Source organism: Rhodococcus sp. NPDC060176 (genome assembly GCF_042728675.1).
GTDB lineage: Bacteria > Actinomycetota > Actinomycetes > Mycobacteriales > Mycobacteriaceae > Rhodococcus_F.
On the sequence record NZ_JBHWYS010000005.1, the window covers coordinates 1 to 13,535 of the forward strand.

The 13,535-nt window shown below is 62.0% G+C and carries 14 protein-coding genes; 7 read left to right on the top strand and 7 right to left on the bottom strand.

The window, feature by feature from the left end:
• On the top strand, positions 1-246 hold a 246-nt coding region (locus tag ACFWEM_RS22435; protein ID WP_378537198.1), incomplete at its 5' end, for an HNH endonuclease signature motif containing protein.
• Between the two features lie 85 nt (positions 247-331).
• Here ACFWEM_RS22435 and ACFWEM_RS22440 read toward each other — a convergent pair.
• From ACFWEM_RS22440 to ACFWEM_RS22450, 3 genes are all read right to left on the bottom strand, one after another.
• A complete protein-coding gene (locus tag ACFWEM_RS22440) occupies positions 332-820 on the bottom strand; it encodes a GNAT family N-acetyltransferase (protein WP_317828127.1) in 489 nt (162 codons plus the stop codon).
• Between the two features lie 70 nt (positions 821-890).
• The gene (locus ACFWEM_RS22445) at positions 891-1,661 is read right to left on the bottom strand and encodes a site-2 protease family protein (protein WP_378446987.1); all 771 of its coding nucleotides are present in this window, start codon (positions 1,659-1,661) and stop codon (positions 891-893) included.
• Positions 1,658-2,332, bottom strand: coding sequence for a hypothetical protein (locus ACFWEM_RS22450; protein ID WP_378537203.1), 675 nt, complete (start codon positions 2,330-2,332; stop codon positions 1,658-1,660). The genes ACFWEM_RS22445 and ACFWEM_RS22450 overlap by 4 nt, the downstream gene beginning before the upstream one ends.
• A gap of 282 nt (positions 2,333-2,614) precedes the next feature.
• On the opposite strand from ACFWEM_RS22450, the gene ACFWEM_RS22455 reads away from it, so the two are divergent.
• Positions 2,615-3,904 carry an adenylosuccinate synthase gene (locus tag ACFWEM_RS22455; protein WP_003944351.1) on the top strand — a complete coding sequence of 430 codons (1,290 nt, stop codon included), beginning with the start codon at positions 2,615-2,617 and terminating at the stop codon, positions 3,902-3,904.
• Between the two features lie 231 nt (positions 3,905-4,135).
• On the opposite strand, the gene ACFWEM_RS22460 is transcribed toward ACFWEM_RS22455, so the two are convergent.
• Positions 4,136-4,366 (bottom strand): hypothetical protein, encoded by a 231-nt coding sequence (locus ACFWEM_RS22460; RefSeq protein ID WP_378537205.1) that lies wholly within the window; start codon positions 4,364-4,366, stop codon positions 4,136-4,138.
• A gap of 61 nt (positions 4,367-4,427) precedes the next feature.
• Between ACFWEM_RS22460 and ACFWEM_RS22465 the strand changes: the two genes are divergently transcribed.
• Positions 4,428-5,903, top strand: a complete 1,476-nt coding sequence (locus tag ACFWEM_RS22465) for a PLP-dependent aminotransferase family protein (RefSeq protein ID WP_378537208.1) — start codon at positions 4,428-4,430, stop codon at positions 5,901-5,903.
• 47 nt (positions 5,904-5,950) lie between these two features.
• On the top strand, positions 5,951-7,054 hold the full coding sequence (locus tag ACFWEM_RS22470) for a class I SAM-dependent methyltransferase (protein ID WP_378537210.1): 1,104 nt from the start codon (positions 5,951-5,953) through the stop codon (positions 7,052-7,054).
• 59 nt (positions 7,055-7,113) lie between these two features.
• On the opposite strand, the gene ACFWEM_RS22475 is transcribed toward ACFWEM_RS22470, so the two are convergent.
• From ACFWEM_RS22475 to ACFWEM_RS22485, 3 genes are all read right to left on the bottom strand, one after another.
• On the bottom strand, positions 7,114-8,214 hold the full coding sequence (locus tag ACFWEM_RS22475) for a CaiB/BaiF CoA transferase family protein (protein WP_378537213.1): 1,101 nt from the start codon (positions 8,212-8,214) through the stop codon (positions 7,114-7,116).
• 107 nt (positions 8,215-8,321) lie between these two features.
• Entirely contained in the window at positions 8,322-10,388 is a 2,067-nt protein-coding gene (locus tag ACFWEM_RS22480) for an ABC transporter ATP-binding protein (protein ID WP_378537216.1), read from the bottom strand.
• A complete protein-coding gene (locus ACFWEM_RS22485) occupies positions 10,385-12,118 on the bottom strand; it encodes an ABC transporter ATP-binding protein (protein ID WP_050655053.1) in 1,734 nt (577 codons plus the stop codon). Before ACFWEM_RS22485 ends, ACFWEM_RS22480 begins: the two co-directional genes overlap by 4 nt.
• 320 nt (positions 12,119-12,438) lie before the next feature.
• Between ACFWEM_RS22485 and ACFWEM_RS22490 the strand changes: the two genes are divergently transcribed.
• From ACFWEM_RS22490 to ACFWEM_RS22500, 3 genes are all read left to right on the top strand, one after another.
• Positions 12,439-12,561 carry a hypothetical protein gene (locus ACFWEM_RS22490; RefSeq protein ID WP_378537223.1) on the top strand — a complete coding sequence of 41 codons (123 nt, stop codon included), beginning with the start codon at positions 12,439-12,441 and terminating at the stop codon, positions 12,559-12,561.
• 223 nt (positions 12,562-12,784) lie between these two features.
• Positions 12,785-12,907, top strand: coding sequence for a hypothetical protein (locus ACFWEM_RS22495; protein WP_378537226.1), 123 nt, complete (start codon positions 12,785-12,787; stop codon positions 12,905-12,907).
• A gap of 361 nt (positions 12,908-13,268) precedes the next feature.
• Positions 13,269-13,421, top strand: a complete 153-nt coding sequence (locus ACFWEM_RS22500; protein ID WP_378537228.1) for a hypothetical protein — start codon at positions 13,269-13,271, stop codon at positions 13,419-13,421.
• Positions 13,422-13,535 lie beyond the last annotated feature (114 nt).

The following is a 13,535-nucleotide window of genomic DNA, read 5'->3' on the forward strand; positions in this document are numbered from 1 at the left end:
GCGTTTCCGGGGTGCGGGACACCGCCGGGGTGGTGCGATGCTCATCATATTGTTCACTGGAACGATGGTGGCCCAACGGATCTCGACAACCTGATCTTGTTGTGCGGTCACCATCATCGGACACTGCACCACACCGAATGGCGGGTGGAGATCGGTCCCGATCGGAAGACTGTGTTCTATCCGCCGATGTCGATCGATCCGTATCAGCATCCGATCGGTGGGAACAGTCCACCGACAGCGGCGTGAACCTCCACAACTGAAGACGCGAGCACCGGGGCACAATCATGCCCCGGTGCTCGGGCCTGCGTTCTGGAGTCTTGGTGGCTGGGCGTCAGCTCAGTGACTTCTTGAACCCGACATGGGAGGCGACAAATCCGAGTCGCTCGTAGAAGTCGTGAGCTTCCTTGCGAGTTTGATCCGAGGTGAGCTGCGCCAGGAAGGCGCCGCGCCGGGCACCTTCTTCGCAGGCCCAGCGGATCATCGAACTGCCGATACCCTTGCTGCGGAAGTCCTCGTGCACGCGAACGGCTTCGATCTGCAGTCGCGTCGCGCCCATCCGGCTCATACCCGGAATGAAGGTCAATTGCATTGTGCCGATGACAGCGTCGCCGACAAGAACGGTCACGAGGAGCTGCGCCGGATCCTCGTCGATTCGTTTGAACGCGTCCTCGTAGATCATTCGGGCCTCGGGGTTGGTCGTCTCCCGAGTGCTCCCGATCGGGTCGTCGGCGAGCAAGTCGATCAGTGCTTCAACGTGTCGAATCTCGGCCCGCGTGAGGGTGTACTCCACTCCGCCGGACTGAAATGACGTCGCAATCATCGATGCTCCCCTGAAGAAGAATGAATGTCTGAAATGTCAGACTCTCACGAGTCTCCTCCAGCGCACTCGATCACGTCCAGAAACGCATGAGGGCGTTACCGAGCATGGCGTAGTAGTCGGACACCCCGCTCAATTCGAAGATCCAGTAGATCGCGTCGAAGAAGACGACATTGATCTGCGGGACAAACAGGAGCGCAACCAACAGGAGCAGCCCGTACGGCTTGAACTGTTCGAGTTGGTGCCGTGTGTTGGGTGCGAGGTACGGCTCCAGCGCGTTGTAACCGTCCAGACCGGGGACGGGGAGCAGGTTCAAGACTGTTGCCATGACCTGCAAGAAGGCAAGAAAACTGAGGCCGGCCCAGAACGTCAGATGCTCGGCCCCTGAGCCGTACGTACGTATGACGACGAGGAGGATCACCGCGGCGACGGCGTTCGTGAACGGACCGGCGAGCGATATTCGGGCCTGCACCTTGGGCGGGAACATCCCGGTGCGCAGGTACACGGCGCCGCCGGGAAGCCCGATGCCGCCCAACGCGATGAACAGCACCGGCAGTCCGATCGAGAGCATCGGATGGCTGTACTTAAGCGGGTTGAGAGTCAGGTAGCCACGAGCCTCGACGTCGGTGTCTCCGTGACGCCACGCCAGATACGCATGGGCGAACTCGTGCAAGCACAGCGTGACCACCCAGCCGGCAACCACGAGGACAAAGACACCCGCGCGGCCCGCGATGGAACCCCACGTCGAGTTCCAAGCGACGACTCCGGCGATGACGGTGACGGCAACTACGCCGAGGAAGACGGGGCTTGGTCGAACCGCCGACCGTGCTGCTCCGGTTCTCACCTGACCAACAACCAAGTCTTGTCGTGCCGGTAGAAGGTCGAACGCTTGAGATCGCGCGGGTTGGGGACACCGTCGCGAACCAGGCGAGCTGCGGGCGATCCCAGCTGAATCGCTCGGCCTTCCAGCCAGCGTCGTCCGCTCCATCGACTCTTACGATCGACAGATGCCTTGATGCCGGGGAGCTTGGGGCTCGGCACTATCCGGATGCCAGGGACTGTGCCGGAGAACAGTTTGTTGTCGTCGATGTAGGCCTCGCCGATCAGTTCGTCGGCATCGGCTGGACCCGTGACGGTTGCTGCACCGACCAGCGCGATTGCGGCGTCGTCACGAATGAGCGGCACGGTGTGGACTGTGCCTTTCAACGCCGTGCGCGCAGCCCGTGCACCGGTCGCAAGTTTGTACGCGTCGGTTGCATCGGACCTGTTCTCGGTGACGTAGGCGAGTTCGACGTTGAGTCGCTCCAATCGCATCAACCGCGTCAATGCCGCGGCAAACGCGCCGTCGTTGCCCACGACGATCAAGCGCGGCTCCGTCACTACCTGCAGTTGGGACAGTGCCTCGTCGAAGTCTTGCTTCTCCGGAAGCTCGGGGACAGTGAACGACGTGAGTTCACCCAGGGGGAGTGGAACCGGCGAATCGCCACATTTGAGCACCACAGGGGTCAAAGCCACTCCTAGCTCGATCAGACTTCTTTTCGGGTAGTGGGACCTCGCCACCCTTCCCCGAAATGGCCGTCCGAATCACTGCCGACGATCTTAGTGCGAGTCTCTGTGTCGGCTCGCAATCGTGATGGTCACCGGCCAAATTCTGGACCGTCAGGTCTGCTCTGGTGCTCTGGGCTAGACTGCTCCTTCGGTCACTGCAACAGTTCGGCGCTGCATCATGTGCGCGGAAGCCAGGCAGTACCAATGCGGCGGGACAACTGCTGCACGTCGACCGTAGGAGACAACGTCATGCCGGCAATCGTCCTGATCGGCGCCCAGTGGGGCGACGAAGGTAAGGGCAAAGCTACAGATCTACTGGGCGAGCAGCTTCAGTGGGTCGTGCGATACCAGGGCGGTAACAACGCCGGACACACCGTGGTTCTGCCGAACGGTGACAAGTTCGCACTGCACCTCATCCCGTCCGGAATCCTCACCCCCGCCGTCAACAACGTCATCGGTAACGGTGTCGTCGTCGACCCGGGTGTGTTGTTGACCGAATTGGCAGGCCTGGAAGAGCGCGGCGTGGACACGTCCCGCCTGCTGCTTTCTGCTGATGCGCACCTGATCATGCCGTACCACGTGGCCATCGACAAGGTCACCGAACGCTTCCTGGGAGCGAAGAAGATCGGCACGACCGGCCGCGGTATCGGCCCGTGCTACCAGGACAAGATCGCCCGTGTCGGTGTCCGCGCCGCGGACGTCCTGGACGAGAAGATCCTGACCCAGAAGGTCGAGGCAGCACTCGAATTCAAGAACCAGGTGCTGGTCAAGATCTACAACCGCAAGGCACTCGACCCGCAGCAGGTCGTCGAAGAGGTACTGACGCAGGCCGAGGGCTTCAAGCACCGCATCTCGGACACGCGCCTGGAACTCAACCTCGCCCTCGAGCGCGGTGAGACCGTTCTGCTCGAAGGTTCGCAGGGCACTCTGCTGGACGTCGACCACGGCACGTACCCGTACGTGACCTCGTCCAACCCCACTTCGGGTGGCGCGGCAGTCGGTTCGGGAATCGGTCCCACCAAGATCACCACGGTCCTCGGAATTCTGAAGGCGTACACGACGCGTGTCGGTTCCGGTCCGTTCCCGACGGAGCTGTTCGACGATCACGGCGCATACCTGGCCAAGCAGGGCGGCGAGGTCGGCGTCACGACCGGACGCGCTCGTCGCACGGGATGGTTCGACGCTGTCATCGCGCGTTACGCGACGCGCGTCAACGGCATCACCGACTACTTCCTCACCAAGCTGGATGTGCTGAGTAGCCTCGACACCGTGCCGATTTGTGTCGCGTACGAGGTGGACGGTGTCCGTCACGACGAAATGCCGATGTCGCAGAGCGACATTCACCACGCCAAGCCCATCTACGAAGAGATGCCTGGCTGGTGGGAAGACATCTCGGAGGCCCGCACCTTCGAGGAACTGCCGCAGAATGCGCAGAACTACGTGCTTCGACTCGAAGAGCTTTCGGGTGCGTTCATCTCCTGCATCGGTGTCGGCCCCGGCCGCGACGAGACGATCGTCCGGCGCGAGATCGTCCGCTAGTTCGCTTCGTCGAAATCCCCGTTCCTGCAAGCAGGAGCGGGGATTTCGTGTTTCAAGCCAACTTCGACAGGTGTGCGGTAACGGTCTTCCACGGCGCTGTCGAGAGGATGTAGGTGTCGAACCGCTGCGCCAATTGGTGGTAGGCGTCGATGGCACCGTCGAGTGGGTCCATCCGAGAAAAGATATGCGGCGCCTCGCCGGAGACACTCTGGGTACGCAAAGAGTCCAGTTTTATGGAACTGGACTGAGATCAGTGAATTCTTCCCCTTGATCACAATCGCATAGAGGTCTGACAGGGATGTTCTCGCAGTCTGCAGTCGCGTCGTGGAAGATACCGCCGAGGGGTGCTGCCAGGCGAAACTGCTCGACGCGAATGTAGGTACCTTCACCTTCAGCGGGCGCGAAGAAGTAGACGAGTGCCACGAAGAGTCCGATGCCGATGAGGGTTGCGAAGGTAGTCATGGACATATGATCAACTCGACTGGTATTGAAATACATAGCCAAGTTGTCGATACTGGACTGCATGATGACCCGAGTTCTTGGTGCCCGTTCGCTCGTGCGTGATCTCGGGTCCTGGCAGGAGGAGTCCGGACGCAGGCCGGCGTACCGTGCGCTTGCCGACGGTATCCGCCTGCTCGTGCACGACGGTCGCGTTCCGCTCGGAGTCGCGCTGCCCAGTGAGCGCGAACTTGCGACGGTGCTCGAACTCAGCCGAACCACGATCACGTCGTCCTACTCGGTGTTGCGCGACGAGGGGTACCTGATCAGCCGGCAGGGTTCGCGGAGCACGGTGGCCTTACCGGCCGGTGCTCAGCCCAACGGGTTGATGTTCCGCTCCCATCAACCGGGGCCCAGTGGACCCGTCGTCGACCTCAGCTATGCCGCAATGGCAGCTCCCGCGGCTCAAGTCGAACTTGCGTATGCGTCTGCGCTGCGGGAACTTCCGAATTTCCTACCCACGCACGGGATGGAACCGGTCGGAATCGGCGACTTGCGTGACGTGATCGCGCAGCGTTACACAGCGCGAGGTCTGCCCACCACCGCCGAACAGATCATGGTGACCTCGGGCGCGCAGCACGCGCTTCGGTTGTTGCTCTCGGTGCTCACCTCGCCCGGCGAGCGAGTGCTGGTCGATCATCCGACGTATCCCAATGCGCTGGAAGCAATTCGGCGAAACGGTGCTCGACCGGTCCCGGTGCCGGTGCGGCCGGAATTCGCGGCAGCCGGAGCCTGGGACCTCGACGGGATTCGAAGTGCAGCAAGGCAAACCGCTGCCAGAATGGCGTACCTGATTCCCGATTTCCACAACCCGACCGGACTCTGCATGGATTCTGCCGGGCGCGCCGAACTTGCGAAGATCGCGCACGAAACGCGGATGACTCTGGTCGTCGACGAGACGATGGTGGACCTGTGGCTCGACGCACCACCGCCGGCGCCGGTCGCCTCGCACGGGCGAGGCTCCGCGAAAACCGAAGTGGTGACGCTCGGTTCGACGGCGAAGTCGCTGTGGGGTGGACTGCGTGTCGGCTGGATTCGCGCCGACGCCGCCCTCATCACACAGTTGGTCGGAGCGCGTGCCGCGATCGATCTCGGTACTCCCGTCATGGATCAGCTTGCGGCCGCCTACCTGCTCGCCGACGATCGCTCGCTCCTCGAACAGCGTCGCGAAGTTCTGCGTGAACAGCGCGCAGTACTCCTCGGTGCAGTGGCGGAGCGTCTGCCGGACTGGCTCCCCACCATCGGCTCCGGCGGAATGTCGGTCTGGATGCGTATGTCTGCGCCCGTCTCGACGGCGTTGGCGGCGGTGGCACCCAACTTCGGAGTGCTCCTCGCTGCCGGCCCCCGCTTCGGCGTCGAAGGCGCGTTCGAACGATTCATCCGCGTGCCGTACGCGCGTTCTCCTGAGGACCTCGTTCGCGGCGTTGCGTCCATCGTCGCTGCATACGACACTCTCGCGACGGATCGCGACGCGGCCGACCAACGAATGGTCGTCGTCTGAGAACTGGGTACACACACTGAAAGAGGTGTGTAACCAGGAGGTCAGGCATGACGGTCGTAGACGGCACAGGCGCAGCGGGAACCAGTGCGGCGGAGGCGCTGGCAGAGCGATTGTTCGCGGCCACACTCGGCGCGTCGGAACTGCAGGCTGTGTATCTGGGCGACCGGCTGGGCTGGTACCGCGCGCTGAGTGATTACGGTCCGCTCACGTCGACGGAGCTGGCGGACCGGACGGGGACCGTCGAAAGGTATGCGCGGGAGTGGCTCGAGCAGCAGGCCGTGGCCGGTTATGTGGACGTCAATTCGGATGCCAATCGCCGGTACAGCCTGTCGCCGGCCCACGCCGAAGTGTTGGTCGATGATGAAAACCTGCTGTTCCTGACACCGTTGGCGAGGCTGTTCGTCGCGACGACGGGGTCGATGCCACGTCTACTGGATGCCTATCGCCACGGCGGCGGAGTGACGTGGGAATCGATGGGACCCGACGCTCGCGAGGGTCAGGCACTGCTGAACCGGCCGATGTATCTGCAGCAGCTCTGTCAGCAATTCCTGCCGGTAGTCACCGACTTGCATGCCGTTCTTTCGGACGGCGGGCAGGTCGCCGATCTCGGAATGGGGGAGGGCTGGTCGTCGATCGCGCTCGCCCTCGGCTACCCGAAGATCGAGGTGCACGGCTTCGACGTCGACGCAGCCTCGGTGAACGCCGCCCGTCGTAACGCCCACGATCGCGGGGTGGAGGACCGCGTGCATTTCTCGTTGGTCGACGTTGCCGGCCAAGCTCCGGAGACCGGCCGAGTCGATGCCGGGACCTACGATGCCGTCTTTGCTTTCGAGTGCCTGCACGACGTACCGGATCCGGTGGGATTTCTGTCCACGGCTCGGGCGATCGCCCAGCCGGGCGCTCCGGTGATCGTGATGGACGAACGAACGGCGGATGCGTTCGATCCCGAGGCGGGTCCGATCGAGCAATTGCTGTATGGCTTTTCCCTGACCTGTTGCTTGCCGGACAGTCTTTCGCATCCGGGGAGCATTGGCACCGGGACGGTGATGAGGCACTCGACACTCGAAAGCTATGCCAAGGCAGCAGGTTTCGAGCGGGTGGACGTGCTGCCGATCGAGCACGAGATGTTCAGGTTCTACAGGTTGGGCTGACGCCCTGTGCGCGGTTAGGGAGCCTGGGGACTCCTCAACCACGCACGGGGCCGAAGGCCCTAGGTCCAGACCGTGTCGATATCAGTTGCTTCACGCGCCGGGGCGGCGGGCGTCGTGGTGGGCGTGCGCGAGAATCGCGGCGCCGGTGCATGCTGGGTGACGCCGTCGAGTTCGATGAGCGAACCGCGGGCCGCGATGTGTTCGTTCGACGGTGCCTCGGCGAACGTCAGGACCGGCGAGACGCAGGCGTCCGTGCCGAGGAAGATCTTGGCCCACTCGTCGCGAGTCTTGGACAGGAACTTTTCGGTGAAGAGCTTCTTCATGTCGTCCCACTTGGACGTGTCCATCTGGTGGGGGAGCGTCGCGGGATCGAGTTCGAGGCCCTCGAGCAGCAGTGCGTAGAACTGCGGTTCGATGGATCCGACGGCCATGTACTTGCCGTCGGAGGTCTCGTAGGTGTCGTAGAACGGGGCACCGGTGTCGAGGAGGTTGACACCGCGCTCGTCGGACCAGACGCCGCGACCGCGGAATGCCCACATCATGTGTGAGAGCGCCAGGGTGCCGTCGACCATCGCCGCGTCGACGACCTGGCCCTTACCGGACGTCGAGCGCTCGACGAGAGCCGACAGAATGCCGAAGATCAGGAACATGGAGCCGCCGCCGAAATCGCCGACCATGTTGAGCGGCGGAACGGGGCGTTCACCCTTGCGTCCGATGGCGTTGAGGACACCCGTCAGTGAGATGTAATTGATGTCGTGACCTGCTGCGTTGGCGAGCGGGCCTTCCTGGCCCCAGCCCGTCATGCGGCCGTAGACGAGACGCGGATTGCGCTCCGACACCACGTCGGGTCCGAGTCCCATACGTTCCATGACGCCGGGGCGGAAGCCTTCGATCAACACGTCGGCGCGGCCCAGGAGATCGAGCACCTTGGCGACGTCTGCCGGGTCCTTCAGGTTGGCCTCGACGATGCGGCGGCCGCGCTTGATCTGGTCGGTTGCGTTCGAGTCCTGCGGGATCTGCCCTGCGCGCTGCACGATGACGATGTCGGCGCCCATGTCCGCCAACAGCGTCGCGGCGTGCGGGCCCGGTCCCAGTCCAGCGAATTCAACGATCCGAATGCCCGCGAGCGGGCCCTTCTTCTCCACAGCTTCTGCAGACACACGCACTCCCAATTCAGACGGTGACAACACTTCTGACCCGACGGTAACCTGTCGGATCGATCAGGTGTGCTCCGGGGCACTGTGTCCGCCGAGGGAGGCGCCGATCACTAGACGGCGGCACCCTCGAACTGGGCGTTGTAGAGACGGAAGTACGCTCCCGCTGCTGCGATGAGTTCGTCGTGTGTGCCCTGCTCGACGATCTTGCCCGCCTCCATCACGACGATCAGATCGGCGTTGCGGATAGTGGACAGTCGGTGCGCGATGATGAAGCTGGTACGCCCGACGCGCAATGCAGACATTGCTTGCTGCACAAGTTGTTCCGTACGTGTGTCGACCGAGCTGGTCGCCTCGTCGAGGATCAGCAGCGACGGCTCCGACAGGAAGGCTCGGGCAATCGTGATGAGCTGCTTCTCACCGGAACTGATGTTCGACGCTTCCTCGTCCAGCACGGTGTCGTACCCGTCCGGGAGCGTGTGGATGAAGCGGTCGACGAAGGCAGCACGTGCAGCTTCGTGGATCTCGTACTCGCTGGCGTCGAGTCGGCCGTACGCGATGTTGTCTCGGATCGTGCCGCCGAAAAGCCACGTGTCCTGCAGAACCATGCCGACGTGCTTGCGTAGGTCTGCCCGACGCATGTGCGAGATGTCGACGTCGTCGAGAGTGATTCGGCCCGAGTCGACTTCGTAGAAGCGCATGAGCAGGTTGACCAGGGTGGTCTTGCCGGCGCCGGTAGGTCCGACGATGGCGACCATCTGCCCTGGCCGAGCCGTCAGGTACACGTTCTCGATCAGGGGCTTGTCCGGCTCGTAACGGAACGAGACGTTCTCGAACTCGATGTGACCGACGTTGCGATGGCGTCCGGCAGGCTCGGGAAGTAGCGGCACGTCGATGTCGGGTGACTGCTCGGGCTCGTCGAGCAGCTCGAAGACTCGCTCGGCCGAGGCTGCTCCGGACTGCAGACTCGTCGACATGGACGCGATCTGCGTGAGCGGCTGACTGAACTGACGTGAGTAGACGATGAACGCCTGAACGTCACCGAGCGACATGTTGCCGCTGGCGACCTTGAGCGCGCCGACCACCGCGAGCAGCACGTAAGTGATGTTTCCGACGAAGTTCATGACCGGCATGATCAGGCTGGAGAGGAACTGTGCGCCGAACGACGCGTCGAGCAGTTTCTTGTTCTGCTCGGCGAATTCACGCTCGGCTTCGGCCTGGTGTCCGTACACGCGAACCAGATCGCGACCGCTGTAGTTCTCCTCGATCTGTGCGTTGATCTTGCCCGTCTCGGTCCACTGAGCCTTGTACAAGACCTGTGCACGCTTGGCGACCCTGGCGACGAGAAGTACCGATATCGGCACGGCGATCAGCGCGATCAGGGCGAGCATCGGAGAAATGACGAACATCATCGTCAGGACACCGAGGACGGTGAGCACCGACGTCAGGAGCGAGGTCAACGTCGACGACAACGTCGACGAGATGTTGTCGATGTCATTGGTGACGCGGCTGAGGATCTCGCCGCGGGGCGTCTTGTCGAAGTACGGGAGGGGGAGACGGTGAAGCTTCGCCTCGACCGAGGCGCGCAGGTTGTAGATGGTCTTCTGGACGATGATGTTGAGGAGGAATGCTTCCAACCAGGCCAGCAGCGACGAGAGCAGGTACACGCCGATCGCGAGCATGACGACGTTGCCGATGGCGTCGAAGTTAAGACCTACACCGGGAACGACGTCGGTCGAGTTGGCGACGAGGTCGGCGAACGTCGAATTTCCCGATGCCCGGATCGCCTCTGCTGCCTGATCGCGGGTCAGTCCGGCGGGCAGGCTCTTGCCGATGAACCCGGCGAAGATGAGGTCCGTAGCGTGACCGAGGATCTTCGGCACTGCGACGGAAAGTGCGATGCTGGCGATCGTCGCAACGACGACACAGAAGACCGCAAACTTGTGCGGCTGCAGAAGTGAGAGAAGCCGCTTCATCGTCGCCTTGAAGTGGCGTGGCTTGGTGTCCGTCGCGGTCAGCGCGGGCTTCGGCTCTTTGTCGGGATTCTCAGGGTTGCTCGACTTCGCCTCGCCGTCTGCGGATTCCGGTTCGCTCGGGATCTTGGCGAACACCACCGTCGGCGCATCGTCGAAGTACTGGCTGTTGGGACTAGCCCATGTCGGGTCCTGCGGGCTGGTCATGCGCTCATCTCCGCGGGAATCTGGGAAGCCACGATCTCCTGGTACGTCGGACAGTTGGCCAAGAGGAACTGATGGTCGCCGAGCCCGACCGGAGCGCCGTCCTCTAGAACCATGATCTGGTCGGCATCGATGATGGACGCGACGCGTTGCGCGACGATGATGACCGTCGAATGAGTCGACACCGTGCGAAGTTCGCGCCGGACTGCAGCGTCGGTGTGCATGTCGAGTGCGGAGAACGAATCGTCGAACACGAAGATCCGGGGTCTGCGGACCACAGCTCTGGCGATGGCGAGACGTTGTCTTTGTCCGCCCGAGAGATTGCCGCCGCCCTGGGCGATGGGTGACTCGAGACCGTCGGACAGTTCCCGGACGAAGTCGTCCGCTTGAGCGATGGTGAGGGCTGCCCAGATGTCTTCGTCGGTGGCCGTCGGGTTTCCGTAGCGGATATTGCTCGCGATCGTCCCGGCGAACAGGTAGGCCTTCTGCGGCACGTATCCGAAGTTGGCGAAGAGTTCGTCCTGGTCCCAGCCGCGGACGTCCAAGCCGTCGACCAGGACAGCGCCGGCCGTGACGTCGAAGAGTCGGGGGATGAGTGAGACCAAGGTCGATTTGCCACTGCCGGTACTGCCCACGATCGCGGTGACCGTGCCTGGCATGCATCGCATCGAAACATTCGACAGGACCGGCGTTTCTGCTCCCGGATACGTGAATCCGGCTCCACCGAACTCGACGACACCATAGGGACTGGTGGGGCGCAGAGGCTGGGCGGGCGCAGGCACGGTCGGCTCGGTGTCGAGCACCTCCGTGATGCGGTCGGCGCACACGGCCGCGCGCGGAATCACGACGGCCAACATGGTTGCCATGATCACGGACATCAGGATCTGCATGACGTAGGCGAGGAAGGCGCTGATCTGCCCGATCTGCATGTCTCCGGTGTCGACCAGGTGCGCGCCGAACCACAGCACCGCGACGCTCGACAGGTTGGCGATCAACATGACGGTGGGCAGCAGAACCGCCTGGTATCGACCGATGAGGAGCGAGGTGTCGGTCAGTTCTTTGTTGGCTTTGTCGAAGCGGATCGTCTCGTCAGGTTCGCGTACGAAAGCGCGAATGACACGCATACCGGTGAGCTGTTCACGCAGTGATCGATTGATGTTGTCGATCCGCGTCTGCATCGTCCGGAAGTGCGGGATCAGCTTGGCGACCACGACCGAGACGGTGATGCCGAGCAGTGGGACCGAAATCGTCAGGAGCCAGGACATCTGCAGGTTCTCGCGCAGCGCCATGATGATGCCGCCGATACACATCAGTGGGGCACTGACGAGCATCGACGACGTCAGCATGACCAGGGCCTGGATCTGCAGGACGTCGTTGGTGTTTCGTGTGATCAGCGTCGGCGCACCGAAGCTGTTGAATTCGCGATCCGAGAAACTGCCGACGGCCTTGTAGAAGGCGCCTCGAACGTCGTGGCCGAAGCCCATCGACGATTTTGCGGCCAGATAGGTCGACGCGACCGACGCGATGATCGACGCAAGCGAGACCAGAAGCATGATCCCGCCGGTGGACATGATGAATCCGGTGTCGCCGCGGGCGACGCCGTCGTCGATGATCCGCGCGTTGAGCGTGGGGAGGACCAACGACGCGATGGCCCCGAAGAGTTGAAGTGCGAGGACTCCGGCAAGCAACCAGCGGTACGGCGGTAGGTACGCCTTGAGGAGTTTTGCTAACACGACGGTTCCCGGTGAGTTGCGTGGGTTGCCGCTCGTTCGCGATTGATCACACGCACACGGTATGACAGATCGCGGTCGAGGTCGGCACCGACTCTGACGATTGCATCCTTTTGTCCTAATTGACTGTGATCTCGAACACACTTGAGTTCGAGATTGGATTCAGGTCACATCGCCTGAACTGCGGATTTACATATTGGCCCAATGTGTCACGTTCTTGTTTGAACAGAAACAAACTGGACGTACGTATTTAGCTTCGCTAAAAAGGGGCGGAGCGAACAAAACGTGCGCCGCGTCATAGATATTCATGCAAGGAGTCACACATGGGATCCCTCGGAAACCTTCTCAAGGCCAACGGCATGGGTTGGGGCCTTCTCCAGCTTCTTCCCCTGGTCAACATGCTCAAGACCATCCAGGGTCTGGATTCGGCCAGTTCGAACTCCTGACGTTCGACTATCTGACGTTCGAACACCGGCATCTTCGAAACAAGCACAGGAGTAATCGCATGACCTCGATCCAGAATCTCGACGCCTTCCTCAAAAGCGTCCTCGCGTTCGTGACCAAGCTCAATGCGGGATCGGCAGATTCCTCAGGCTCGGCCGGTTCTGCCGCCGAGTAGTTCTCGGTCCCCAACCCTTTCAACTGCATCCCGAGAAAAGGAGACCCGACATGGGTTCACTCGAAGACTTCAGCGGCGTCGTCAAGACGTTCATTCCGGTACTCAAGGACCTGTTCACGGCTCTCGGTGGTGGCTCACTCACCCCCGGGACCGGATCGGCAGCTGACAAGTAAGTCCCGTTTGTCCGAAAGTGTGGCTCGTAGTTGTCTGCGAGCCACACTTTTTGCATAAACATTGTGAGCTAGATCACATTTCGAATCGATCTGATTTGCTGATTTGCCTGCTGAACTGCACTTATATCGAAAGGTGTTACGGAGAGTTTATGAGAGTAGCTATCTGATAGCTAGACAAGCGCGAGTAGGCCGTCTATAAATGCACACAGCGCCAAGGTAGTGCGCTACATCACAGCTCGGGATGTTGTTCGGGGGCGGTTCCGCTTTCCGTGCGGCAGGAGTTCCCGAATCATTCCGGTCACCGCCTGCGGCCGGTCTGGCGCTGGAACATCACACCACCTCACATACAGGAGAAACTCCTATGTTCGGATCACTCAGCACCCTCGGACCCCTGCTCACCGCGCTCGGAGCTTTCCTCAAGTCCGTTCCCACCGAATCGCTGTCCGGCGAGGGCAAGGGCTCGGGCTCGTCCACCGGTTCGCTTTCGGGTCTCTCCAGCGGATCCGCCGAATAGTCGTCCCTTTCCGGCAGGTCCAATCGGCTCTGCACTCCGGATTGCATAGCAGGTGCCCTCTGTCCACTCTCGTGGTCGGAGGGCACCCGTATTTGCGGGGGCTTTCGTAGTTGG

Bases quoted from the DNA above. Each gene is read 5' to 3' on its own strand.
- ACFWEM_RS22460 (WP_378537205.1), bottom strand. From the start codon at position 4,366: ATGACTACCTTCGCAACCCTCATCGGCATCGGACTCTTCGTGGCACTC.
- ACFWEM_RS22455 (WP_003944351.1), top strand. From the start codon at position 2,615: ATGCCGGCAATCGTCCTGATCGGCGCCCAGTGGGGCGACGAAGGTAAG.
- ACFWEM_RS22470 (WP_378537210.1), top strand. From the start codon at position 5,951: ATGACGGTCGTAGACGGCACAGGCGCAGCGGGAACCAGTGCGGCGGAG.
- ACFWEM_RS22440 (WP_317828127.1), bottom strand. From the start codon at position 820: ATGATTGCGACGTCATTTCAGTCCGGCGGAGTGGAGTACACCCTCACG.
- ACFWEM_RS22480 (WP_378537216.1), bottom strand. From the start codon at position 10,388: ATGACCAGCCCGCAGGACCCGACATGGGCTAGTCCCAACAGCCAGTAC.
- ACFWEM_RS22500 (WP_378537228.1), top strand. From the start codon at position 13,269: ATGTTCGGATCACTCAGCACCCTCGGACCCCTGCTCACCGCGCTCGGA.
- ACFWEM_RS22465 (WP_378537208.1), top strand. From the start codon at position 4,428: ATGATGACCCGAGTTCTTGGTGCCCGTTCGCTCGTGCGTGATCTCGGG.
- ACFWEM_RS22490 (WP_378537223.1), top strand. From the start codon at position 12,439: ATGGGATCCCTCGGAAACCTTCTCAAGGCCAACGGCATGGGTTGGGGC.
- ACFWEM_RS22495 (WP_378537226.1), top strand. From the start codon at position 12,785: ATGGGTTCACTCGAAGACTTCAGCGGCGTCGTCAAGACGTTCATTCCG.